This window comes from Pseudomonas sp. Tn43, assembly GCF_014192635.1.
Lineage (GTDB): Bacteria > Pseudomonadota > Gammaproteobacteria > Pseudomonadales > Pseudomonadaceae > Aquipseudomonas.
Genome location: NZ_JACHYG010000006.1, coordinates 37,583 through 60,658 on the forward strand (window position 1 = coordinate 37,583; position 23,076 = coordinate 60,658).

The 23,076-nt window shown below is 57.4% G+C and carries 16 protein-coding genes and 2 pseudogenes; 8 read left to right on the forward strand and 10 right to left on the reverse strand.

Annotation, left to right across the window (positions count from 1 at the left end; translation table 11 throughout):
* Positions 1-145: 145 nt before the first annotated feature.
* From FHW68_RS16800 to FHW68_RS16805, 3 genes and pseudogenes are all read left to right on the forward strand, one after another.
* Complete coding sequence (locus tag FHW68_RS16800) at positions 146-1,093, forward strand: transporter (RefSeq protein ID WP_260296645.1); 948 nt, start codon at positions 146-148, stop codon at positions 1,091-1,093.
* Positions 1,094-1,192: 99 nt separating this feature from the next.
* Positions 1,193-1,492, forward strand: a pseudogene (locus FHW68_RS27555) (PAS domain-containing protein); the annotation flags it as partial.
* A 141-nt stretch (positions 1,493-1,633) separates the two neighbouring features.
* Complete coding sequence (locus FHW68_RS16805; protein ID WP_409258760.1) at positions 1,634-2,734, forward strand: methyl-accepting chemotaxis protein; 1,101 nt, start codon at positions 1,634-1,636, stop codon at positions 2,732-2,734.
* A gap of 70 nt (positions 2,735-2,804) precedes the next feature.
* Here FHW68_RS16805 and antC read toward each other — a convergent pair whose 3' ends face one another.
* Genes antC through antA form a run of 3 tightly spaced genes read right to left on the reverse strand, consistent with a single transcriptional unit; the run spans position 2,805 to position 5,730 of the window.
* Positions 2,805-3,836, reverse strand: coding sequence for an anthranilate 1,2-dioxygenase electron transfer component AntC (gene antC, locus FHW68_RS16810; RefSeq protein ID WP_183681521.1), 1,032 nt, complete (start codon positions 3,834-3,836; stop codon positions 2,805-2,807).
* An 18-nt stretch (positions 3,837-3,854) separates the two neighbouring features.
* The gene (gene antB, locus FHW68_RS16815; RefSeq protein WP_183681524.1) at positions 3,855-4,343 is read right to left on the reverse strand and encodes an anthranilate 1,2-dioxygenase small subunit; all 489 of its coding nucleotides are present in this window, start codon (positions 4,341-4,343) and stop codon (positions 3,855-3,857) included.
* 1 nt (position 4,344) lies between these two features.
* Positions 4,345-5,730 (reverse strand): anthranilate 1,2-dioxygenase large subunit, encoded by a 1,386-nt coding sequence (gene antA / locus FHW68_RS16820; protein ID WP_183681527.1) that lies wholly within the window; start codon positions 5,728-5,730, stop codon positions 4,345-4,347.
* 236 nt (positions 5,731-5,966) lie between these two features.
* Between antA and FHW68_RS16825 the strand changes: the two genes are divergently transcribed.
* On the forward strand, positions 5,967-6,974 hold the full coding sequence (locus tag FHW68_RS16825) for an AraC family transcriptional regulator (protein WP_183681530.1): 1,008 nt from the start codon (positions 5,967-5,969) through the stop codon (positions 6,972-6,974).
* A gap of 58 nt (positions 6,975-7,032) precedes the next feature.
* Entirely contained in the window at positions 7,033-7,473 is a 441-nt protein-coding gene (locus FHW68_RS16830; protein WP_095632635.1) for a CBS domain-containing protein, read from the forward strand.
* A 333-nt stretch (positions 7,474-7,806) separates the two neighbouring features.
* On the opposite strand, the pseudogene FHW68_RS16835 reads toward FHW68_RS16830, so the two are convergent.
* A pseudogene (locus tag FHW68_RS16835) lies at positions 7,807-8,462 on the reverse strand (substrate-binding domain-containing protein); the annotation flags it as partial.
* A gap of 525 nt (positions 8,463-8,987) precedes the next feature.
* On the opposite strand from FHW68_RS16835, the gene FHW68_RS16840 reads away from it, so the two are divergent.
* Positions 8,988-9,608, forward strand: coding sequence for a TetR/AcrR family transcriptional regulator (locus FHW68_RS16840; RefSeq protein ID WP_095632634.1), 621 nt, complete (start codon positions 8,988-8,990; stop codon positions 9,606-9,608).
* 153 nt (positions 9,609-9,761) lie between these two features.
* On the opposite strand, the gene FHW68_RS16845 is transcribed toward FHW68_RS16840, so the two are convergent.
* On the reverse strand, positions 9,762-11,252 hold the full coding sequence (locus FHW68_RS16845; RefSeq protein ID WP_183681533.1) for an efflux transporter outer membrane subunit: 1,491 nt from the start codon (positions 11,250-11,252) through the stop codon (positions 9,762-9,764).
* A 289-nt stretch (positions 11,253-11,541) separates the two neighbouring features.
* On the opposite strand from FHW68_RS16845, the gene FHW68_RS16850 reads away from it, so the two are divergent.
* Both FHW68_RS16850 and FHW68_RS16855 read left to right on the forward strand, forming a co-directional pair.
* Complete coding sequence (locus FHW68_RS16850) at positions 11,542-12,651, forward strand: efflux RND transporter periplasmic adaptor subunit (protein ID WP_095632632.1); 1,110 nt, start codon at positions 11,542-11,544, stop codon at positions 12,649-12,651.
* Complete coding sequence (locus FHW68_RS16855; RefSeq protein WP_183681536.1) at positions 12,648-15,797, forward strand: efflux RND transporter permease subunit; 3,150 nt, start codon at positions 12,648-12,650, stop codon at positions 15,795-15,797. The genes FHW68_RS16850 and FHW68_RS16855 overlap by 4 nt, the downstream gene beginning before the upstream one ends.
* A gap of 57 nt (positions 15,798-15,854) precedes the next feature.
* Here the strand turns inward: FHW68_RS16855 and FHW68_RS16860 are convergent, their stop codons facing one another.
* The 5 genes from FHW68_RS16860 to FHW68_RS16880 form a co-directional block, all read right to left on the reverse strand.
* Positions 15,855-17,363, reverse strand: a complete 1,509-nt coding sequence (locus FHW68_RS16860) for a CoA-acylating methylmalonate-semialdehyde dehydrogenase (RefSeq protein WP_183681539.1) — start codon at positions 17,361-17,363, stop codon at positions 15,855-15,857.
* A 104-nt stretch (positions 17,364-17,467) separates the two neighbouring features.
* A complete protein-coding gene (locus tag FHW68_RS16865; RefSeq protein WP_183681542.1) occupies positions 17,468-19,171 on the reverse strand; it encodes an AMP-binding protein in 1,704 nt (567 codons plus the stop codon).
* A gap of 369 nt (positions 19,172-19,540) precedes the next feature.
* Complete coding sequence (locus tag FHW68_RS16870; protein ID WP_183681545.1) at positions 19,541-20,791, reverse strand: OprD family porin; 1,251 nt, start codon at positions 20,789-20,791, stop codon at positions 19,541-19,543.
* A 144-nt stretch (positions 20,792-20,935) separates the two neighbouring features.
* Entirely contained in the window at positions 20,936-22,585 is a 1,650-nt protein-coding gene (locus FHW68_RS16875) for a cation acetate symporter (RefSeq protein WP_183681548.1), read from the reverse strand.
* Positions 22,582-22,911, reverse strand: coding sequence for a DUF485 domain-containing protein (locus tag FHW68_RS16880; protein WP_095631405.1), 330 nt, complete (start codon positions 22,909-22,911; stop codon positions 22,582-22,584). The genes FHW68_RS16875 and FHW68_RS16880 overlap by 4 nt, the downstream gene beginning before the upstream one ends.
* Positions 22,912-23,076 lie beyond the last annotated feature (165 nt).

Genomic DNA, 23,076 nt, shown 5'->3' on the forward strand with positions numbered 1-23,076 from the left:
TATTCGCTGTATTTCCTGAAGGTGTTGAGTCTGACTGTTGCTTGTGCAATGAGGATTTTGCGTTTGTACGTTAACGGATGGCCTTGCCTGCAGATTGCAACTTTCGACTGCTCTACCTTTAGCCTGGCTGTAAGTGGAGAGCGTGATGAAAATAAAAATAAAACTGCTGTCGGTGTGCATTCTGGGATCTGGCTTTTCGGGATTTGAAACGGTGCAGGCGTATGACTTGCCCGTGGTCAATTTAGGCTTCACCAGTTTTCTCGATGGCGGCCCACCCGCTGGATCAGGTTGGTACTTCCAGGAGTACTTCCAGAGCTACAGCGCCGATCGGCTGCGCGATAAAGACGGCAAAGCGCTGGGGCTACCCAAGCAACAGCTGGATTATCAAGTGGCCGTCACTCAACTGACTTACTTGTCCGACATTCGCATAGGTAATGCCGCACTGGGTATGAATGCCTTGCTGCCCTTTGTGACGCGGATGGACGTCGATGACGGGCTGAACAATGCAGCAATAAAAGCTCAAAGTGGCTTTGGTGATTTGCTGTTGGGACCGATGATTCAATTTGATCCGATTATGGGGCCCGATGGCCCGCGCTTCGTTCATCGCATTGAATTGCAGGTCAATTTGCCCACCGGCAAATACGATAGCAAACACGATGTTAATCCCGGGGCTAATGCCTGGTCGTTTAATCCGTATTGGGCGGGCACCTATTGGTTCACGCCAAAATGGACGGCGTCGGTGCGAGCGCACTATCTCTACAACGGCAAAAACAACGACCCGGGGCCAGGTTTTGGCGATGCCGACGACATCCAGGCCGGACAGGCTCTGCACGCCAACTTTGCAACCGAGTATGCCGTCACGCCACAGCTGCGCCTGGGCATCAACGGTTATTGGTTAAAGCAGATCACCGATACCAAAGTGGACGGTCATGAAGTGTCTGGACGTCGAGAGAAGGTCTGGGCCATCGGACCGGGTGCAATGTACAGTTTCTCGAAGGATGACCATGTATTTTTGAATGCGTATTTTGAGCAAGACGTAGAAAACCGTGCTGACGGCAGTCGTGTGCAAATGCGTTACATCCATCACTTTTAAGACCGCGAAACTCCTGCTCCTTTGGCGTTCGATGCCTTTGGTCTTTTGCCTGCCCCACGCGGCAGGCATTTTTTTTTCTGCTTCCGGGACTTTTCGATCATGCCCGCATCTCCCTTATCACCCGATACCGCCGTTCTGATCTGCCGCACTGATCTGCGAGGGCGCATCAGCCACTGCAGCGAAGCATTTGTCGCGCTCAGCGGCTATTCACGCCAAGAACTGACTGATCAACCTGGTAACGTGCTTCGGCATCCGGAAATGCCGCCACAGGTTTTTAGTAGCCTGTGGCAAACGTTAAAGCTAGGGCGGCCCTGGATGGGCCTGATCAAGAACCTTCGTCGGGACGGTACAGCCTATTGGTTGAGCGTATACATCAAACCGGTGTTCGGCCTCGATGGCATAGAGGCCTACGGTGCGGTTTACAGCGTACCTAGCGAGCAACAACGTGAACGTGCGCAAAAGCTCTATGCTCGCTTGAATAGTCAGGATCCGGTCGTGCGATGGAATATCGGGCGTTTGCTTGGCTGCGCATTACCGGCGGTGCCCTTAGGTTTTGTCCTGTCGGCCGGGCTTTGGCAACTGGACGCTTTTGTCGCTCAGAGCGCATTGATCGTAGTGGGGCTGGGGGCCATGGCGGCTTTTCAGGCGTATCGACAAACTCGAGCTCTCCAGCGTGTTTTCTCTGCACATCCCAAAGCATTCACTGAACCGTTAATGGCGCAAATGTACAGTCGCGAGCACGGTGCCGCAGCTCAAGTGGATATGGCCTTGGTCGCGCAAGAGGCTCGTCTGCAAAGTGCTCTGTCGCGGATTGGCAGCACCGGTCTGGTGGTACAGCAGCGGGTGCTGGAGCTCGGGCAACTGATCCAGGCCGAAACCCTGCGCCTTGAACGTCAGCGCGATGAAACCGATCTGTCGGTGACAGCGCTCACCGAGCTGGCCGCGACGATTCAAGAAGTTACCGGCAATGTGCAGGCCACCCATCTGGCGACTACCCGGGCCGTCGATCTGGCCAACCATGGCGAGCAACTATCCGGTCAAAGCCTGAGGGCAATGCAATTGCTCAATACATCCGTGGGCGACACGGCCACGGCCGTTCAACAATTGGCCAGTTCTACGGAAGCGATCAGTCATATCACCAACATCATCAGTTCGATTGCCGGGCAAACCAATCTACTGGCACTGAATGCGGCAATAGAGGCAGCGAGGGCGGGGGAAGCGGGCAGGGGCTTCAGCGTAGTGGCTGATGAGGTGCGGCAATTAGCGACGCGAACCCAGGAAGCGACACAACAAATTCAACCGCTCTTACTGCAACTGCGCGATGCCACCGAGCTGACGGTGCAACTGACTGATGCCGGGCGTGAGTTTGCCTCAAACAGCACCCGTGAAGTCACTTCGGTGCAGAACAACCTGGCGGGTGTGAATTCATCCCTCGCACAAATTTCCGGCATGGGCATGCAAATCGCTTCTGCCATGGAGCAACAGTCCCAAGTGGTGGAAAGTTTGTCGCAACAGGTATTGCAGGTGGCTGAACTGTCGACTGACAGTGTCGAAAAGGCGCTGGATGGAAAACGCATCAGCGAGGACTTGCAACGTCAGGCCGAAGCATTGTGTCATCTGGCTGAACGCTTTGATCAATGATGTGCGAGGTTCAATTAAAGACAAATTAAAAGGGGAAATAGCCGCGAGGCTATTTCCCCTTTTTTAGTCGTCACTGCTTGGTGTTGCTCTCGATGAATTTTTCGTAGTACATCTGAAAATGTTCAATCTGCTGGGCATCAAACCAGGTTTTGATGGACTCCACCATCGGTGGCGGACCGCACAAGTAGATATCGAACGGATTAGCCTCCAATTGCTGGCGGTCGAAGTGTTCTGGAATCCACCCGGTTTTGCCTGCCCATGCCGCGGATGGTTTCGAGACGACGAGGTGGTAGTCGAAGTCCGCGATGCATTCACGGTAACCGGCCAGCCGCGAGAGTTCACACAAATCATTGTCTTGCGTAACGCCATAAAACAACTGGATCGGCTGGCCGCAACCTCCTTTTTCCGCAATGTTATCCAGCATCCCGAGGAACGCCGACAGGCCGGTGCCGCCTGCCACCAGTACCAGTGGCTTGGTCACTTGGCGTAGATAAAAGCTACCCAAAGGTGCCTCGAACTCAATGAGTTGACCAGGCTGGCAATGCTCTCTGATGAAGTTGCTCATCACTCCATCAGGCAGCAACCGGATGAGAAACTGAAGCTGGTTAGTGGGGTTCGGGCGGTTAGCGAATGAATAAGAGCGCCACTCACTGGTTCCAGGAACATGCACACGTGCGTACTGTCCCGGATGAAAATCCAGTTGCTGCTTGTTGGAACACGCGTCGATATGAAGGATCGCGGTGGTGGCTGACACTTGCTCTACACCGGTAACAACCGCTTGTAACAGTTGGGTTCCACCGCCGTTACACAAAGTCGAATCGAAGTCGAAATAGAACGAAGCATCCGATTGCACGCGGGTCTGGCAAGAGAGCATTTTGCGTTGGGCCAGATCGTGTTCAGATAATGCTTCTTCATCGACGTAGTCTTGAGTGAATTGACCTGATTCGCAGCGGCCCTGGCAGGTGCCACAGACACCTTCGCGACAATCCAGCGGAATGTTCACACCATTACGCAACGCGGCGTCGAGCAGCAGTTCGTTTGGTTTGACCTCGAAGAACGAGGTCTTGCCGTCTGCGAAGCTGAAAGCGACTTTATGGTTCATGACAAGGTGCCCCACAGCTCACAGGTGATAGAAATCAAGCACAGAATTGATCGTGTCATTGAGCAACACAATGTGCTTGCGAGTGATCTTCCAGCTGTCTGCGACCGCTTTAAGGTGGTAGGTCACGTGGCCGTAGAACTGCTCGGACAATCCTTGACGCGTATAAAGCGTGACCCAGCCAGCCTTGACTTCAAGCAAGCCTTCATCGAGCTCCTTGATTCGCACGTTGCTGATTTGATGCAGGGTGCGCGGCATCGGGTTTGAAGCCGCCGACTTACCGGTGCGCAGGCGAAATACCCGGTCTTCAAGGCCGGACCGGTTCGAGTAGTAAATCAGCGACATGCTGCGCTTGGGGTCGGTGGTGTACACATGCTCCGACTCCCATTGCGGCAGATGGAATTCACTCTGTTCATCAAAGAGGGCGATGTAGGCGTCCCAGTCCTGCTGATCGCACAACTCGGATTTACGGTAAAGGAACTGCTCGACGGAATGTTGTAGTGCGCTCATTTCACACCTCCTTCAACTTCAGGGCTTTTTGTTCCAGGCCTTGCAGAAGGAAGCGCTGCCAGGAACCGTGCTGATTAATGTAGAGCCCCTCATGGGTGAACTCGGTGCCGGTCAATACCGGTTTAATGCCCAGAACCTCGCTGTTAGGTGTGGGGCCTTCAACCCATTTTTCACTGCCGCGGGATACTTCGTTCCAACGCTCAAGGCGTGCCTGGAATCCACGTTGAGCTTCACGAAACTCCACCAGGTCGTCTGGGGTTCCCATGCCTGAAACGTTGAAGAAGTCCTCGAACTGGCGAATCCGGTTTTCCCGGTCCGCGTCGGACTCACCTTTCACGCCGATGCATTGGCTGGTGATCTCTGTTTTGTTCCAGGCCACTGGGCGCACGATGCGCAGTTGTGAGCTGATTTGATCCATGAAGAACAGGCTTGGGTAGATGTTGAGGTTGCGCAGACGGTGCATCATCCACTCGGCTTGCTGCTGGCCATACTGTTCCACCAGACGCGGCATGACGGTGGCATAACCGGCGCGTACAGTCGGGTTGGGCATGTCGCTGAACAAGAGGCTGTGACCATTCTTGAACGAGAACCAGCCATCATCGGTTTCGGCATCGCCGGCGCCCAGTTTGCTGTAGTCCAGTGTGTCGGAGCCGCCACCTTTAGCGGCATTGACTTGCTGGCGATGCTGTACCGTGGAGACGTAGTTGTAGTGCACGGTGCTGACGTGATAACCGTCCAGACCGTTTTCGTGCTGCAGTTTCCAGTTGCCGTCGTAGCTATAAGTCGACTTGCCCGGCAGTATCTCCAGTTCGCCAGTGGGGGACTGCGCGACCATCATGTCGAAGAACACTTTGGCATCACCGAGGTAGTCTTCCAGCGAGTCGCTACCGTTAACGTCCAGACTAATGAAGACGAAGCCCTTGTAGCTTTCGATCCGGGCTTTCTTCAGGCCGCGAGTCGCCTTGTCAAAACCTTCCGGGTATTCCCCCGGTGCCTTGACCTTGACCAGGCGGCCATCACTTTTGTAACACCAGGCGTGGAACGGACAGGTGAAGGTTGACTGGTTACCTTTGCTGACACGAGTCAGCGTCGCGCCCCGATGCTGGCAAGCGTTGATTAGCGCGTGAAGCTGATTGTTCCCATCTCGGGTGATGATCATCGGCTGACGACCTGCGCGCATCGTCAGGAAGTCATTGGGGTTCGCGATTTCACTTTCGTGACAAGCGTAGATCCAGTTCTTTTCGAAGATCAGTTCCATCTCCAGGTCGAACAATTCCGGCTCTGTGAACATATCACGAGCGATACGGTATATGCCTTCAGCCGGCCGGAAATCCAGACAACCCTGAATGTAGTCTTGCCACTGCGCAATGCTTCTAGTGCTGTTCATCAGGTACACCCTTTTTGTAGTTTTAGGCTCAACCTGATTGAAAGCCTTTCTGTGCAGTGCAGCTATCCGGATTCGAGGCGATATCTATCCGATTCTTGGGCTCGGGAAGTGATTTGGGTAAGCGCTGCTCAAGCAAGCTTTTTTTCGCGTTTTTTTGATTGTTTCTGCACTATGTGGATAGCAGGCATGTGAGAGCAGAAAGTAGGGTTACAACTAATCTGTAACGGGGTGCTGTGATGAATCTGCAAACTCATGTTCGGGCTGATGCTGAATTTCAAGACATCCATGCGGTACGTCATGACCTGCAGAGTGCGCAGGCCTGGATGGCGAACATTTGCGGCCCTCACGAACTAAAGACCTCATCTGCGCAACGTCTTCATTTTCAGCATGACGGAAACGTCCTGAAGTCGATGTCTACGGTGATTGGCTATATCGAATACGGTACTGATGTCACTATCGATATTGATGCATCGGTACTCAACAGCTACAGCATCAGTCTTCCGGTCTGTGGGCAACAGGAGTTGCGAAAAGCAAATGGATTATTGATGTCCGATAGCAACAACGGGCTCATTGTTTCGCCCTATGATCAGCAAGAACTTGCCATTGCAGGTAACTGTCGGAAAATTCAGGTTGCGATCAAGTGCGTAGCAATGCATCAAGTGTTGGAGGAATTGCTACAGCGACCCGCCCCACAACCGATTGTCTTCGAAACAGGGATAAGTACAGATCAAGGAACTCCCGCGGCATGGTGGCGGCTGGTTAAATTTTTGCTGATGGAACTGGATCAGGGGCGAGAGTTTTTTGGCCATGTGTCTATTGTCCGTGACATTGAACGGACGTTGATAAAAGGTTTGATCCTGGCGCAGCCAAATAATTACTCAAGTGAACTGGAGGGGATCTCGCAAACACGGTGCCCTGCGTATTTGCTGAAGGCCAAGCAATTTATGCATGACAATGCTGGCGGCGAACTGAACCTGAACGAAATCAGTCGGGCGGCTGGCGTATCCCGTTTCAAACTCTCCGAGGACTTCAAGAAGTACTTCGGTATATCTCCCGCTTTGTACTTGAAGCGGTTTCGTCTGGAAGCAGTCAGGCAGGCGCTATTAGAAGGTGGTTGTCATGAAAACATCACCGCGGTAGCGATGCGGTGGGGATTTAATCATCTGGGGCGTTTTTCATCAGATTACAAAAAAATGTTTTTGGAAGTGCCATCGAAAACGGTTGAACGAAGTCGGAATCATTGACTGGCCAGGGCGCCTGTTAGCAGGCGCTTGCATCAAAATAAAACAAGAGACGATCGTTATGAAAACAGTGACCCAATTACTGTGTTTAAAGCCCGTGCATAATCAAAAAGTTCACACCATTGCGCCAGATCAAATGGTGTTGGAGGCGATCAGGTTAATGGCTGAGCGAAACATCGGTGCTCTACCTGTCGTAGAAAACGGGAAGGTAATCGGTATTGTCAGTGAACGAGACTATGCGCGGAAAATGGTACTTCAGGGGCGCTCCTCGGCGGGTACGCCTGTGAGGGATATCATGAGTTTCCCTGTGATAACGGTAGACGCTCGACAGCGCATTGAAGATTGCATGGGTATTATGACCGATAGCCATCTTCGTCATCTGCCAGTCGTGGAAAACGAAGAATTGCTGGGCTTGCTATCCATTGGTGATCTGGTAAAGGCGGCTATTGCAGAACAAGCCGACCTGATACAGCAATTGGAAAGCTATATCCGCGGGCATTGAAGACGTCGGACGCGCCGATTTGGCAATCGCTCGCTCAGCCCTATCCCGGTCGTGCGCGAGGAACTGAATATATTTGCTCGTCCGCGATGTTGAAAAAAACCGGTTTTTTCGTCGAGTGTGGCTCAGGGCTCCAATGCTCGCTTATGGAGATTTTGCGATGGATCATCATCCTTGTGATCCGCCTAGAAGGGTTAGGCTGCGGGGCCATCGGCGATCTGAAAATCCGGCTTGTTCAACAGGCCGATTGCTGCCCCTCATCAAGGGCAGCAATCAAACTGCTTGAACGTCTGTGTGTACTCAATAAACAAGCTCGACTAACGCAGCTGTTTGACGCTATTTATAATGCTGCTCAAATACAGCTACCTGCTCCGGCGTGATCAGTTGAAAGGGCACCCAGACATCCGTCTCGACCGGCTCCCCTTTGATTATCTTGATGGCTGCTTGCAGCGAGCTGGTCGCTTGCGCTTTGGGGTCTTGAAAGACTGAGGCTACGAGCATTCCGCGCTTGATGGTCGCCAGACCGTCAGGCACGCCGTCGATGCCGACAATGGCAATCTCGCCCTTGGCTTTGCCGGTTTGCTGCAGTGCCATGGCCGCACCGATGGCCATCTCGTCGTTGTTAGCCTCGATGGCATCAAAACCGGTGCCGGCCAGCAGCCAGTTGCTGGTCAGGTCCATCCCTTTATTGCGCTGCCACTCGGCACTTTGTTGTTCGACGACCTTGATCCCGGGGTAGTCCTTGAGCACCTGTTTGACGCCTTCGGTGCGGTCGTGCGTGGAGTTCTGCGCCAGGTCGCCCATGATGATCGCGATGTTGCCTTTGCCCGCCATCTTGTCAGCCAGGTAACGCATTTGCAGTTGCCCGGCCTCAACGCCGTTGGACGTTACCGTGACCACGCCTTTGGGCAGGACGCGTTCGTCCGGATGGCGATTGACGTAGACCAGCGGTATTTTCGCTCGACGGCGGCGCGAGTCATGTTGGCGGCGGCGACGCATGATGGTTTTTCCTTTTTTGATATGAGTTGAACTTCATCAAAATCAAAAAAATGCGTAATGCGATCTGTAGCAACAGTCGAGCCCGCGAGGCTGCGCTCGGCCTTGTAGGAGCTGTCGAGCCTGCGAGGCTGCGATCGGCTGCGCAGCAGTCGTAAAACCAGAGGTCGCGGTGTGTCAGGCAGACCGCATCAGCCGGCTTCACGACTGCTGCGCAGCCGATCGCAGCCTCGCAGGCTCGACAGCTCCTACAAGGAGAGCGTCGTAGCTGTAATGGCTTTTACTTACCGGCATTTCAATCCAGTGTGAAGGCTTGCCGAAAGCGTTGCACGTAACCTGAATGGCACTTCATCGCAGAATCTTGCTGTCTCGGGCTTTTTGTAACTGTGCGATGGGCAATCTCTGGCTGTGGCTGCAGTTCAGTCAGGAAGGTGGCAAAACCCTTTATATCAACCGATTGTGACCGCATTACAAATGGGTCACAAGTTGTCAACCGTCATATGGATGCGTAAGCTACAAATATGAACCAGCCATCAATACCTTCACCCGGCGTTCGGGGGCCAGCGGATCATGACATTCGAAATCAGATTGTCGTGGCGGCCAACGAGCATTTCAGCCAATACGGTTACAGCAAAACCACGGTTTCCGATCTGGCCAAGGCCATCGGATTCTCCAAGGCTTACATCTACAAGTTCTTTGATTCCAAGCAGGCGATCGGTGAAGCCATCTGCGCAAATTGCCTGGCGGAAATCGTGGCAGCCGTTGAGGATGCCATCAATGTCGATGGTATTTCCTCGACGGAGCGCTTCCGACGTCTGGTCAAAACCCTGATCTCCACAGGCGTAAGCCTGTTCTTTAACGACCGAAAGCTTTACGACATCGCGGCGTTTGCTGCATTGGAAAGCTGGCCGAGTTCGCAGGTTTACGACGCACAGATCAAGGGTTTTGTGTCGCAGATCGTGCGGGAGGGACGGGAAAACAACGAATTTGAACGCAAGACTCCTTTAGACGAGACGGTCAATTCAATACATCTTGCGCTGCGACCTTTCGTCAACCCTTTGCTGCTGCAGTTCAATCTCGATTTCATCGAAGAGGCGCCAACGCTCACCTCCAACCTGATATTGCGTAGCCTCATGCCATGATTACGGGCAAAGCATTGCACGCTGCCCTGCTGCGAGAGACAAAAAATCATATCGAATTTCAGTTCTTGCACTGGGCAGCGGAAGAGGGCGCTGATGCCTGATTCGTGACTATTGGTATAAAAAGTCACCTGAATAAAACAGGGTGCATTACCTCTAGTGGGATCGCCATGATTCAGCGCCAGTATTTGCCGTACTCGTCATAGGTTGGGCTTGGGGAGCCTGCCAGCCACCTCCAAGCGCTCGAAATGCCGCGACCGCGGCCCTGGCCGATTCTGTTCTGGCTTGCGCCCGCGTATCGGAGGCCTGCAGCATTGTCTCGTCGGCGTGCAAAACATCAATAAGGCTGGCTGTGCCCATTTCATAGGCGGTGAACGATGACTGGCGAGCCTGTGTCAGTGATTCCTCTCCTCGGGTGAGGAGGGTTGCTTGCGCTTCCCGATTCACCAGCGCGGAGAAGGCGTTTTCGACATCCTCGGTGGCGCGTAACACTGACTGGCGGTAAGCGGCCAGGGCTTCGGCTTCCTGTCCTTTGGCTTGGTCGATTTGGGCGTTTATGCGACCGAAGTCGAAGAGTCTCCAGCGCAAACCCAATACGCCTGTGGACTGGCTGGCACCACCGCTAAAAAGGTTGCCGCTGGATACGGCCGTTGCACTGCCTAGCAATGCGCCAAGGGAAAATTTCGGATAGTACTCAGCGATTGCCTCCCCGATGCGTGCGTTGGAGGCTGCAAGGCGGCGCTCGGCCACAATGAGATCTGGTCGGCGGCGTAACAGTTCGGCGGGTGCTCCAGTGGTTTTTAACTGGGGCGCTAGAGGAATGTGGCCAGTACTTGCTAGTTGCGTTCTATGAGTGCCTGGTGGCGTGCCGAGTAAGATATCCAGTGCGTTCATGGCTTCATCCAGACCCGTTTGCAGAGCTGGCACTGTCGCTTGGACTTGCGACAGCGCGCCCTCCGTTTGGCGAACTTCATAGTGGGCGGCGAGGCCTTTGCCATAAAGCAGTTGGACTTTCTTCAACAGCTCCTCCTGCGTTGTGACTTGTCGGTTCGCTATGTCCAGGCGCGACTGTAATCCACGGATGATGATGTAGGTGTCGGCGGTCTGCGCGGCGATGGCCAGGCGTGTGGCGACGGCGCCCGCTTCGGCAGCCTGATACTCGGCTAATGCAGCCTCCCGTCCGCGTCGCAGCCCGCCAAAGATATCGATCTCCCAGCTGGCATCAAGGTCGAGCTCGTAGGAACTTGCGTACCGATCGAAGTCAGGTGTCGAGTTCAACACTTGGCCCAGTGGCGTCTCGATGGACTGGTAGGAGCGCGCAGCCTGGCCACTGATGTTTCCTGAGGGCAGTAAAGCGGCATTTGCGGCGCCAAGTCCTGCCCGCGCTTGTGTGACTCGCGCCGACGCTTGCGCCAGGTCCAGGTTTTGTTCGAGTGCTTTAGAGACGAAGTCGGCAAGCTGTGGATCACCAAAGCCTTCCCACCAGTCAACAAGACCGGCCTGCCTCGGCCCAGGCCTCTGTTCGACAATAGTCTGACCCATGTAGCGGTCTGAAAGCGGAACGTCCGGACGCTGATAGTCCGGACCGACCGCGCAGCCTGCCATCAAGCTAGCGCTTACCAATAGAGCGAGGCGGAGGGAGAGCATCGAGAATTCCTGGAGCTGAATGTTGTTGGTGACTATAGTACGTCACGGTCACTCTCTGTCAACTTGAGGTTCTTGGCTGAACTGCGCGACCCTGGCGTTCGCGATGAGATCGTTGAAGGCAAGAGAAATGGGCGATTATGGCGCTATGACTTATTTCGCGGGCTTCAACACGCTGAGTCTCTTTCAGTGTTGATACTCCGCAGTTGAGCATTCCAAATGTGACCATTGACAATTATGGTCACTATTCTAATATAGGATTCCTGTTCTATCTGATCGAGTAAGGGAACCTATGCTCCGGCTTCGACCCATCCCCATTGCGGCCTGCTTGTTGCCTCTCGTGTTGACGGCGTGTGGTGACTCATCCAGTGCTGACGATCCGCGCACGCATGCCCCTCTGATAAGGCCTGGAACGGTTCAGGGTTCCTCCGACTACTCACGTTCTTTCACTGGCGTGGTGGCCGCCCGTGTGCAGGGCGATCTCGGGTTTCGGGTCTCGGGCAAGATCCTTGAGCGCCTGGTAGATACCGGCCAGACCGTTAAGCGTGGTCAGCCGCTCATGCGCCTCGATCCCACCGACTTGGGACTGCAAGCGCGAGCACAGCAAGAGTCGGTCATAGCCGCTCGGGCCCGAGCCAAACAGACAGCAGATGACGAAGCGCGATACCGCAGTCTGGTGGCCGCAGGCGCTATTTCTGCATCGGCCTACGACCAGATCAAAGCCGCAGCGGATACCGCAAAGGCGCAGCTTAGCGCCGCTGAAGCGCAGGCTGACGTTGCCCGTAATGCTTCCGGTTATGCGGTGCTGCTTGCGGATTCCGACGGCGTGGTGGTGGAGACACTCGCCGAGCCCGGACAAGTTGTCAGCCCGGGACAGCCAGTGGTTCGATTGGCGCGGGCAGGGCAGCGCGAAGCCATCGTGCACCTGCCCGAGACGTTGCGCCCTGCCGCAGGATCCACCGCGCAGGCAACGCTTTATGGCAATACCACGGACGCTGTGACAGCGAAGTTGAGGCTGCTGTCTGACTCGGCCGACCCAATGACGCGCACCTTCGAGGCGCGGTATGTGCTTGAGGGCGCATTGGCCAATGCACCGATCGGTTCGACCGTCACGCTTCGGATCGCTGAATCCACCATGCAAGGGCAGGAGCTGCAAGTACCGATCGCTGCCGTTTATGACCCAGGCCAAGGCACTGGCGTGTGGGTCATTGCCGGTACACCGGCGAAGGTGGCCTGGCGACCTGTACAAGTCCTGGGTTTGAGCGACGACTCAGTGCGAGTCGCGGGCGACCTCCAGGTCGGCGAACAGATCGTTGCGTTAGGCGCACATCTGTTGCACGAAGGCGAAGAGGTTAGATTGCCTCAACAGGATGCTGAAAAAGTTGCCGGGGGGCGTCCATGAGCGAGGGGCGCTTCAATCTTTCTTCGATCGCCGTTCGTGAGCGATCTATTACGGTGTTTCTGATCTTTCTGATCGCTGTTGCAGGCACACTGGCGTTCTTCCAGTTGGGGCGTGCGGAAGATCCTCCGTTTACGGTCAAGCAGTTGACGGTCATTACCGCGTGGCCGGGCGCCACCGCGCAGGAGATGCAGGACCAGGTAGCAGAACCCCTTGAAAAACGCCTGCAAGAACTGAAATGGTACGACCGCTCGGAAACCTATACGCGGCCCGGTCTCGCGTTCACCATGGTGTCGTTGTTGGACCGCACGCCACCCTCACAGGTGCAGGAAGAGTTTTATCAGGCGCGCAAAAAGCTCGACGACGAAGCCACCAAGCTACCGGCGGGTGTGATCGGGCCATTGGTCAACGACGAGTATTCGGACGTGACGTTTGCGCTGTTTGCCTTGAAAGCCAAGGGCGAGTCGCAGCGCTTGCTGGTGCGCGATGCTGAATCCTTGCGCCAACAACTGTTGCATGTGCCGGGCGTGAAGAAGGTCAACATCATCGGTGAGCAAGCCGAGCGCATTTTTGTGTCCTTCTCCCACGACCGACTGGCCACCTTGGGCGTTTCTCCCCAGGACATCTTCGCCGCGCTGAATAGCCAGAACGTGCTCACACCCGCCGGTTCCATTGAAACCAACGGGCCACAGGTTTTCCTGCGGGTGGATGGCGCTTTCGATAAATTGGAAAAAATTCGTGACACGCCCCTGGCGATTCAGGGGCGCACGTTGAAGCTCTCGGACGTGGCAACGGTTGAGCGAGGCTATGAAGACCCTGCCACCTTCCTGGTGCGCAATAACGGCGAAGAGGCCTTGTTGCTGGGGGTCATAATGCGCGAGGGCTGGAATGGCCTGGACCTGGGCAAGGCGCTGGACGCCGAGACGACGAAGATAAATGAAAGCATGCCGCTGGGCATGACGCTGACCAAAGTCACTGATCAAGCCGTGAACATCGACTCAGCCGTTGGCGAGTTCATGGTCAAATTTTTTGTCGCGCTGCTTGTGGTGATGCTTGTTTGCTTTCTCAGCATGGGCTGGCGGGTAGGCCTCGTGGTCGCAGCGGCGGTACCGTTGACGCTGGCGATCGTGTTTGTGGTGATGGCGGCCACCGGAAAGAACTTTGACCGCATTACCCTCGGCTCGTTGATTCTGGCGCTCGGACTGCTGGTGGACGACGCCATCATTGCTATCGAAATGATGGTGGTGAAAATGGAGGAGGGCTACGACCGCATCAAAGCCTCCGCGTATGCCTGGAGCCACACGGCCGCACCGATGCTTGCCGGTACGCTGGTAACGGCGATTGGCTTCATGCCCAACGGCTTCGCGCAATCGACTGCTGGCGAATACACCAGCAACATGTTCTGGATCGTGGGCATTGCCCTGATTGCCTCTTGGGTCGTTGCGGTCGCCTTTACCCCGTATCTGGGTGTGAAGATGTTGCCGAACATCAAGAAAGTCGAGGGTGGTCACGCGGCCATCTACAACACCCCCCATTACAACCGCTTCCGCCGGGTTCTGACACGCGTCATCGCCCGCAAATGGCTGGTGGCCGGTACGGTTGTCACGCTGTTTTTCGTGGCCGTTCTGGGCATGAGCCTGGTGAAGAAGCAGTTCTTCCCGACCTCAGACCGTCCCGAGGTGATGGTCGAGGTGCAAATGCCCTACGGAACCTCCATCGAACAGACCAGTGCCACTGCGGCAAAAGTCGAGGCCTGGCTGCAAAAGCAGGAAGAGGCAAAAATCGTCACGGCCTATATCGGGCAGGGCGCGCCGCGTTTCTTCCTGGCGATGGCGCCAGAACTGCCCGATCCATCGTTCGCCAAGATCGTGGTGCTGACGGACAGCCAGGAGGCACGTGAAACCCTCAAGTTCCGTCTTCGCGAAGCGGTCGCTGCAGGCCTCGCCCCAGAGGCCCGGGTCAGGGCATCTCAAATTGTGTTTGGTCCGTATTCGCCATACCCGGTTGCCTACCGGGTGATGGGGCCTGACCCGACGAAGCTGCGCGAGATTGCGGGCCGTGTCCAAGAGGTCATGCAAGCCAGCCCGATGATGCGGACGGTCAACAGTGACTGGGGGCCTCTGACGCCGACGCTGCATTTCAGCCTGGATCAGGATCGCTTGCAGGCGGTTGGACTGACATCCAGTGCGGTCGCCCAGCAGTTGCAATTCCTGCTGACCGGGGTGCCGATCACCGCGGTTCGCGAAGACATTCGTTCAGTGCAGGTGGTGGGTCGCGCCGCGGGTGACATCCGCCTTGATCCGGCTCGGATTGAAGGTTTCACATTGGTGGGAGCGGCGGGTCAGCGTATCCCTCTGTCCCAGGTCGGAAAGGTGGATGTGCGTATGGAGGATCCGATCCTCAGGCGCCGTGACCGCACGCCGACGATCACCGTGCGCGGCGACATTGCCGAAGGCTTGCAGCCACCGGACGTCTCGAGCGTGATCATGAAGGAGCTGCAGCCGATCATCGATAAACTGCCTGCCGGGTACCGGATTGAGCAGGCGGGTGCAATTGAGGAATCGGGCAAGGCCGGCCAAGCGATAGTGCCATTGGTTCCGATCATGATTGCCCTGACGTTGCTGATCATCATTGTCCAGGTGCGGTCGATCTCGGCAATGATCATGGTGTTCTTCACCTCGCCGCTGGGATTGATCGGCGTGGTGCCAACGCTGCTAATCTTCCAGCAGCCGTTTGGGATCAACGCTCTGGTCGGCCTGATCGCGCTGTCGGGCATTTTGATGCGCAATACGCTGATTCTGATAGGGCAAATTCATCACAATACGCAAGAAGGGCTGGACCCGTTTCACGCTGTAGTCGAAGCCACCGTACAGCGTGCTCGTCCGGTACTGCTGACTGCACTCGCGGCAATCCTGGCGTTCATTCCGCTGACCCATTCCGTTTTCTGGGGGACGCTGGCCTACACGCTGATCGGAGGAACGTTGGTCGGCACCATCATGACGCTGGTGTTCCTGCCAGCGATGTATGCCATCTGGTTCAAGATCGGTCCTGACAATACGAGTCAAACTGAAACCGCGAGCAAGCCAGCCAGTCTGGTGGAGAGGACATCACCCCGTCCTCTCTCCGTTCACCTCACCACAAAGCTCTAGCCATAGGTAGAGCTTGCGCCGAGGTTGATCGCGCTAGCATCGGGACGCCAGCAAAGGTCATTTCAGGGTGATGGTGGTGTTTACCGCGCCGCTGGTGTCGTCTTCGTCGAACCAGCGCTGGGTGACCGTCTTGGTCTGGGTGTAGAAGGTCACCACCTGCTTGCCGTAGGGACCCAGGTCGCCCAGCTTGGAGGCGCGCGAACCCGAGAAGGAAAACAGTGGGACCGGCACCGGGATCGGCACGTTGATGCCCACCTGGCCGACGTCGATCTCTTCCTGGAAATGACGGGCGGCAGCGCCGGAGCGGGTGAACAGGGCGGTACCGTTGCCATTCGGGTTGGCATTGATGATCTCGATCGCCTCGCTCAGGCTGGCGGCGTGCATCACGCACAGCACCGGGCCGAAGATCTCTTCGCGGTACACAGACATCTGCGCGGTAACGCCGGAGAAGATGGTCGGGCCGACGAAGTTGCCATCTTGGTAGCCCGGCACGCTTGGGTTGCGCCCATCCAGTTCAAGCCTGGCGCCTTCTTCGATGCCGCTGGCGATCAGACCGTTGACGCGCTCCAGGGCGGCGCAGGAAATCACCGGGCCGATGTCGGTGCCCGGCTCGGTGCCGCCATTGATCTTGAGGGTCTTGGTTCGCTCGATCAGGTCCGGCAACCAGGCCTGCGCTTCACCGACCAGAATCACCACTGGCAGAGCCATGCAGCGCTGGCCCGCAGCGCCAAAGGAAGCACCCAGCAGGTTGTTCAGGGTCTGCTGTTTGTTGGCATCGGGCAGCACAATGGCGTGGTTCTTGGCGCCCATCATGCACTGTGCACGCTTGCCATTCTGGGTCGCGCGGTTATAGACGTGGGTGCCGACCTTGGTTGAACCGACGAAGGACACGGCCTTGATGTCCGGGTGGTCGCAGATCAAGTTCACCGCGTCGACACCACCGTGGATAACGTTGAGCACACCTTTCGGTACACCGGCCTCCAGCGCCAGTTCCACCAGGCGCATGGTCACCAGCGGATCCTGCTCGGACGGTTTGAGGATGAAGGTGTTGCCGGTGGCGATGGCCATCGGGAACATCCACAACGGGATCATTGCCGGGAAGTTGAACGGGGTGATGCCGGCGCACACGCCCAGCGGCTGCATCAAGGTGTAGGTGTCGACGCCGTTGGCCACGTTGTTGGCCAATTCGCCCATCTGCAGATTGCCGATGGCGGTTGCGTGCTCGACGACCTCTAGCCCGCGGAACACATCACCTTCGGCATCCGGCAGGGTTTTGCCCTGTTCGGCGGTGAGCAGGGCGGCCAGTTCCTTGATGTTTTCGCGGATCAGTTGCTGGTATTTGAAGAAGATCCGGGAGCGGGCGCCGATCGGCGTCTTGCGCCAGGTCTTGAAGGCTTCCTTGGCGCTGGCCACGGCAGCGTTCATTTCTTCGGCGGTGGCGAAGGGCACGCGGGCCAGGACTTCCTGGGTCGCCGGGTTGATCACGTCGCGCCATTGGGTGCTGCGCGATTCGACGAATTCGCCATTGATGAGAAGCTTGACGCTAGGAATGCTGGAGGCGGTCATTTTCGGGTCCTGTCTACTTTTTTTGAGTCGAGTGAGGCCCCTCGGCCTGATTGGCCGAGCGGTCGCGTTTGAATTCAGAAGGGGCCGGCGCACCGGCCCGAGGTTCAGCCCTTGAGGTGCGGGAAGTCTTCTTCGAAGTATTCCTGCGGGCCGCGCGCGTCACCCTGGCGACGCTGCACTTCCATTTGCCGCAATTCCACCCGGCGAATCTTCCCCGAGATGGTCTTGGGCAGTTCGCTGACGAATTCGATACGTCGCACCCGCTTGTAGGGCGCCAGGTGCTCGCGGGCAAAGGCGAGGATGTCGGCGGCCAGTTCGCAGCTGCCCGGAGCGTCATGGGCCAGGATCAGATAAGCCTTGGGCACTGCCAGGCGCACCGGATCAGGGCTCGGCACCACGGCCACCTCCATGACGGCCGGGTGCTCGATCAGCGCGCTTTCCAGTTCGAAGGGGCTGATGCGGTAGTCGGAAGCCTTGAACACGTCGTCGGCACGGCCGACGAAGGTGATGTAGCCCTCTTCGTCGATCTGGGCGGTATCGCCGGTGCGGTAGTAACCGTCGCGCATCACTTCGGCGGTTTTTTCCGGGCTGTCCTCGTAGCACAACATCAGACCGAGTGGTCGCACATCCAGCGGCAGGGCTACTTCACCCTCATTGCCGGGTACGCCATCGGGGTCAAGCATGGTCACTCGATAACCCGGCAGCGGACGGCCCATGGAGCCGGGTTTGAGCAGTTGGCCAGGTGTGTTGCCGACCAGGGCGGTGGTTTCCGACTGGCCGAAGCCGTCGCGCAGTGGCAAGTCCCAGGCATGCAGGATCTGCTCGATGATCTCCGGGTTCAGCGGTTCACCGGCGCCGACCAGTTCACGCAGTTTCAAGCGCTCCTTGTAACTGGCCAGGTCTTCCTGGATCAGCATGCGCCAGACGGTGGGCGGGGCGCACAGGCTGGTGACGCCGTAGCGCTCCAGCGCGCCGAGCAGGGCCGGGGCGCTGAAGCGCGCGACATTGTGGATGAAGATGCAGGCGCCGGCGTTCCAGGGTGCGAAGAGGCAGCTCCACGCATGCTTGGCCCAACCCGGTGAGGAGATATTCAAGTGCAGGTCACCCGGCTGCAGGCCGATCCAGTACATGGTCGACAGATGGCCGACCGGGTAGCTCTGGTGACTGTGCAGCACCATCTTCGGTTTGGAGGTGGTGCCGGAGGTGAAGTACAGCAGCATCGGGTCGGTGGCCAGGGTGAGGCCCTCGACTTCGAACTGCTCGGAATATTCGCTGGCGGCGCTGTGCGGGGTCCAGTCGGCGGGGCCCGGACCGACGCAGATGCGGCTGCAGCCTTCACCCAGGCCGACGAACTTGTCGACATGGGCGCCGCCGACCACCAGGTGGCGAACCTGGCCGCGCTCGATGCGGTCGCTCAGGTCATCCGGGGTCAACAGGGCAGTGGCGGGAATGACCACGGCGCCGAGTTTGAAGGCGGCCAGCATGGTTTCCCACAGGGCCACGTCGTTGCCGAGCATCAGCAGGATGCGATCGCCGCGACGCACGCCAAGGGCGCGCAAGTGGTTGGCCACCTGGTTGGAGCGCGAGGCCAGTTGCTGGAAGCTGTAGCGCTGTTCGCTGCCGTCTTCTTCGACGATCCACAAGGCGTTGGCGTGATTGCCCTGCGCCATGGCATCGAAGTAATCCAGCGCCCAGTTGAACTCGTTCAATTGCGGCCAGTGGAAGTCACGCACCGCTGTGGCGTAATCGGTGCGGTGGGAAAGCAGGAAGTCGCGAGCGGCGAGGAAGGGGTGGCTGTTGGTGTTCATGGTTCTCTCCATCAATCAAGGTGTCGATCGGCGCGGGTAGCGAGTACGAAGCAGTCACGCGCCGAGAGAGGCATCGCTGCGCGTCGCGTGGCGTACGGGACAGGTGCGCAAACCTGATGATGGAGAGACGGCCGTCAAGAATGGTTTCACGGTGGATTCCCTTGGTTATTTTTGTCGGGACTGACCTGGTTCATGACCAGATATGAATCGAGTATAGGTATGCATAAAACAAATATGAATGGCTAAAAAAGCCCGTATGTTGTGCAAAAATGCATGCAGCTGTTTGGCCACGTCTCGTGGCTGAACCGCAAGGCGAATGCCACTCACACCGCCCTGGCGCTGGGAATGGCATTCGGCCCGCGGGCGTATTTACCAGAGCTTCAGGGTGTAGCTGATGATCAGGCGGTTTTCATCCAGGTCGCTGCCGAAGTGGGTCGAGCGTACCGTCGCGTTGCGCCACTTCACGCCGACATTCTTCAGCGGCCCGCTCTGCACCACATAACCAATGTCGGTATCACGTTCCCATTCCTTGCCTTGCGGGCGGTTGCCGCCCAGATCGATGTTGTCACCGGAGAGATAGCGGGTCATGAAGGTCAGGCCCGGCATGCCAATGGCCGCAAAGTTGTAGTCATAACGCGCCTGCCAGGACTTTTCGTCCTTGCTGGCGAAGTCGCCGATCTGCACGAAGTTCACCAGGTACGCATCGGTGCCGTTGACGTAGGCGTAGCCGGTGTCGCCGCTCATGCCTTGGTAACCCAGGCCCAGCGCATGCCCGCCGAGGCTGTAGGTGAGCATCGCGCCAATCGCATTGTTATCAATATTGCTGCCGCCATCATCCGTGGAACGGGCAAAGCGCAGATCCGTCTTCAGCGACTGGCCGGTGGTGACTGGCAACACGTAGGTCAGGTTGACCAGGTGCTGGCTGTAGAAGTTGTCGAGGTGGCCGTAGCTGTAGCCGGTGGTGAGGTTGCTGGTCCATTTGTAGTTCAGGCTGGCGAAATCGAAGCTGTCGCTATCGACATGACGTGTGGTGATGCCCTTGGCGCCGGTGCGGGTGATGCCCATGTCCTCGTAGTCCGAGGAGTCGCGCTGATTGACCTGGGTCAGTCGCCCGGCATCCACAGTCAGGCCTTCGAGTTCCAGCGACGTCAGCTGACCGCCCTTGAAGGTTTGTGGCAACAGCCGTGAGTCGTTGGCCAGTACCGTCGGCAGTTTCGGCAACAGCGTGCCCAGTTTCAGCGTGCTTTTCGAGGCCCGCATTTTGGCGGTCAGGCCCAGTTCGCCGTACTCGTCCTGCGCGCCTTTGCTCGTATCGCGGTGACGTTTGAGCAGGCCGGAGCCTGCGCGATCAGGGCTGGAATCGAGCTTGACGCCAAGCAGACCGATGGCATCGAAGCCGACACCGATCAAACCTTCGGTGAATCCCGATTCATAACGCAGCAGGAAACCCTGGGCCCATTCCTCTTGTTTGGATTGGGCGGCGTTGTCCTGGCGATAGTCGCGATTGAAATAGAAGTTGCGCGACTCAAGGCTGGCCGTGCTGTCTGCGAAGAAGTCGGCGTGAGCCTGTGCAGCGAGGCCACTGCCGGCCAGGAACAGGGTAAGGGTGGTCGGTTTCATTGGATGCCTTTTGTTTTTGTTGTCGACGAGCCGCTCATGAGGGCGCTTTTGGGGGCCTGCGCCGAGCGGCGCAGGTCGGGCGTAAAAAAGCGCGAGCAAAGGAGCGGACTCGCGCTCGGGGCATCAGCCCCGGCAAAAGCAGCGTCAGTGACTGCTGGCCATCGAAGCTCCAAGGCCGGTCTGGGCACGGACGAATTGATCGGCATAGGCGGTGCGCTCGCGGTCGGCGCGCTCGCTGCGGTCAAGCCTGGAAACAACCACGATGACCAGGAAGGCCAGGGGCATTGAGAACAGCGCTGGCTGGTCGTAAGGGAAGAGCGCTTGGGCGTGCCCCAAGACACCGACCCACACCGACGGCGAGCAGATCACCAGGGCCAGTGCGCTGATCAGCCCGGTCAGACCGCCATAAAGGGCGCCGCGGGTGGTCAGGCCGCCCCAATACATGGCCATGATCAGTACCGGGAAATTCGCCGAGGCGGCGATGCCGAACGTCAGGCCGACCAGGAAGGCGATGTTCTGGCCCTCGAACAGAATGCCAAGGGAAATCGCAACGAGGCCCAGGCAGACGGTGGCAATGCGCGACACGCGCATTTCCTTCTTCTCGTCGGCGCGGCCCTTCTTCAACACCGAAGCGTAAAGGTCATGGGAGATGGCCGAGGCACCGGCCAGGGCCAGACCGGACACCACGGCGAGAATGGTGGCAAAAGCTACCGCAGAAAGAAAACCGAGAAACAGGTTGCCGCCCACCGCCTTCGCCAGGTGCATGGCCACCATATTGCCGCCGCCAATCATGGCCCCGCCGAGCTTGCCATCGACGTAGTACTGAGGATCGGTGCCGACGATGACGATGGCGGTATAGCCCAGGACGCAGACCACCAGGAAGAAGAAGCCGATGAACACCGTGGCGAACAGTACAGATTTACGTGCCTCCTTGGCATTGGGCACGGTGAAGAAACGCATCAGGATGTGCGGCAGGCCGGCAATGCCGAAGACCAGCCCCAGCGATAAGGACACCGCGTTGATCGGGTCGGCCAGCAAGGTGCCCGGGCCCATGATCTGCACACCACTGGCATGCACGGCCACCGCTTGGGCGGCCAGCGTCTCGATGCTGAAGTCGAAGCGACTCATGGCCATCAACACCAGGGTAGTGCCGCCCGCCAGGAGCAGGACCGCCTTGGTGATCTGTACCCACGTGGTGGCGAGCATGCCGCCGAAGATCACGTAGACCAACATCAGCACGCCGACGACCACCACCGCCGTGCGGTAGTCGAGACCGAACAACAATTTGATCAGTTGACCGGCGCCGACCATTTGCACCACCAGATAGCAGCACACCACGGTCAGCGATCCGAGGGCGGCAAAGCTGCGTACGCGGGTTTGATCGAGGCGGTAGGAGACGATGTCGGCGAAGGTGTAGCGCCCCAGGTTGCGCAAGCGCTCGGCCATCAGGAAGGTGACGATAGGCCAGCCGACAAAGAAGCCAATGATGTAGACGAAGCCGTCGTAACCCTTGGCGAATACCATGCTCGACAGGCCCAGCAGAGTTGCTGCCGACATATAGTCCCCGGCGATTGCCAAGCCATTCTGAAATCCCGTGATACCGCCGCCTGCGCTGTAGAAATCGGCGGCTGAGTGGGTGCGTCGTGCCGCCCACCAGGTGATCAGCAGGGTGGCGAGGACGAAAACGAAAAACATGCCGATGGCGTGCAGGTTGAGTGGTTGTTTCTCCGCGGTGAGCGGGGCGGCATTGACCAGCAGGGGACTGAGGGCGAGAACAGCGAAGAGGCGTTTCATGCGCGGGTCTCCTGGAGGATCTGCGAACTGAGCACGTCGAAGTGAGTGTTGGCTCTGTGCACGTACCAAGCGGTGAGTAGCCAGGACGACAGGATGATCGCCACGCCGATGGGCATGCCAAGACTGAGGTGGCTGCCGTCGTACAGCGGCAGGTGCAGCCAGGCAGGGACAAACGCCACCACCATGATGAAACTGTAATAAATAGCCAGAACCACACCGCTCAGTGACCAGGCCAGTCGCGCGCGCTGGCGGGTGAGGTGCTTGAACTTGGGATTGTCCCTGACCTGGGCGCAGGTCTGGGCGTGGTTCGGATGGTCAGTCGTCATAATGAGGCTCCGAGTAGGGTTTTTATTGTTGTTTCCGCCTTTTCAAAGGCAGACGAGTACTCGGGCGACACCCGTGCGGGGCGTCACCTGAATGCGATGGCAGGACTCATTGCCGGTCGAAAGAACGTCCGGGGATGGGAGGGCGATGTAGGAAGTCGATGTCGT

What these genes read in the sequence shown, in the direction of transcription:
- FHW68_RS16800 (WP_260296645.1), top strand. Translation starts at nt 146, where the DNA reads ATGAAAATAAAAATAAAACTGCTGTCGGTGTGCATTCTGGGATCTGGC.
- antC (WP_183681521.1), bottom strand. Translation starts at nt 3,836, where the DNA reads ATGAACCATAAAGTCGCTTTCAGCTTCGCAGACGGCAAGACCTCGTTC.
- antB (WP_183681524.1), bottom strand. Translation starts at nt 4,343, where the DNA reads ATGAGCGCACTACAACATTCCGTCGAGCAGTTCCTTTACCGTAAATCC.
- antA (WP_183681527.1), bottom strand. Translation starts at nt 5,730, where the DNA reads ATGAACAGCACTAGAAGCATTGCGCAGTGGCAAGACTACATTCAGGGT.
- FHW68_RS16825 (WP_183681530.1), top strand. Translation starts at nt 5,967, where the DNA reads ATGAATCTGCAAACTCATGTTCGGGCTGATGCTGAATTTCAAGACATC.
- FHW68_RS16830 (WP_095632635.1), top strand. Translation starts at nt 7,033, where the DNA reads ATGAAAACAGTGACCCAATTACTGTGTTTAAAGCCCGTGCATAATCAA.
- FHW68_RS16840 (WP_095632634.1), top strand. Translation starts at nt 8,988, where the DNA reads ATGAACCAGCCATCAATACCTTCACCCGGCGTTCGGGGGCCAGCGGAT.
- FHW68_RS16845 (WP_183681533.1), bottom strand. Translation starts at nt 11,252, where the DNA reads ATGCTCTCCCTCCGCCTCGCTCTATTGGTAAGCGCTAGCTTGATGGCA.
- FHW68_RS16850 (WP_095632632.1), top strand. Translation starts at nt 11,542, where the DNA reads ATGCTCCGGCTTCGACCCATCCCCATTGCGGCCTGCTTGTTGCCTCTC.
- FHW68_RS16855 (WP_183681536.1), top strand. Translation starts at nt 12,648, where the DNA reads ATGAGCGAGGGGCGCTTCAATCTTTCTTCGATCGCCGTTCGTGAGCGA.
- FHW68_RS16860 (WP_183681539.1), bottom strand. Translation starts at nt 17,363, where the DNA reads ATGACCGCCTCCAGCATTCCTAGCGTCAAGCTTCTCATCAATGGCGAA.
- FHW68_RS16865 (WP_183681542.1), bottom strand. Translation starts at nt 19,171, where the DNA reads ATGAACACCAACAGCCACCCCTTCCTCGCCGCTCGCGACTTCCTGCTT.
- FHW68_RS16870 (WP_183681545.1), bottom strand. Translation starts at nt 20,791, where the DNA reads ATGAAACCGACCACCCTTACCCTGTTCCTGGCCGGCAGTGGCCTCGCT.
- FHW68_RS16875 (WP_183681548.1), bottom strand. Translation starts at nt 22,585, where the DNA reads ATGAAACGCCTCTTCGCTGTTCTCGCCCTCAGTCCCCTGCTGGTCAAT.
- FHW68_RS16880 (WP_095631405.1), bottom strand. Translation starts at nt 22,911, where the DNA reads ATGACGACTGACCATCCGAACCACGCCCAGACCTGCGCCCAGGTCAGG.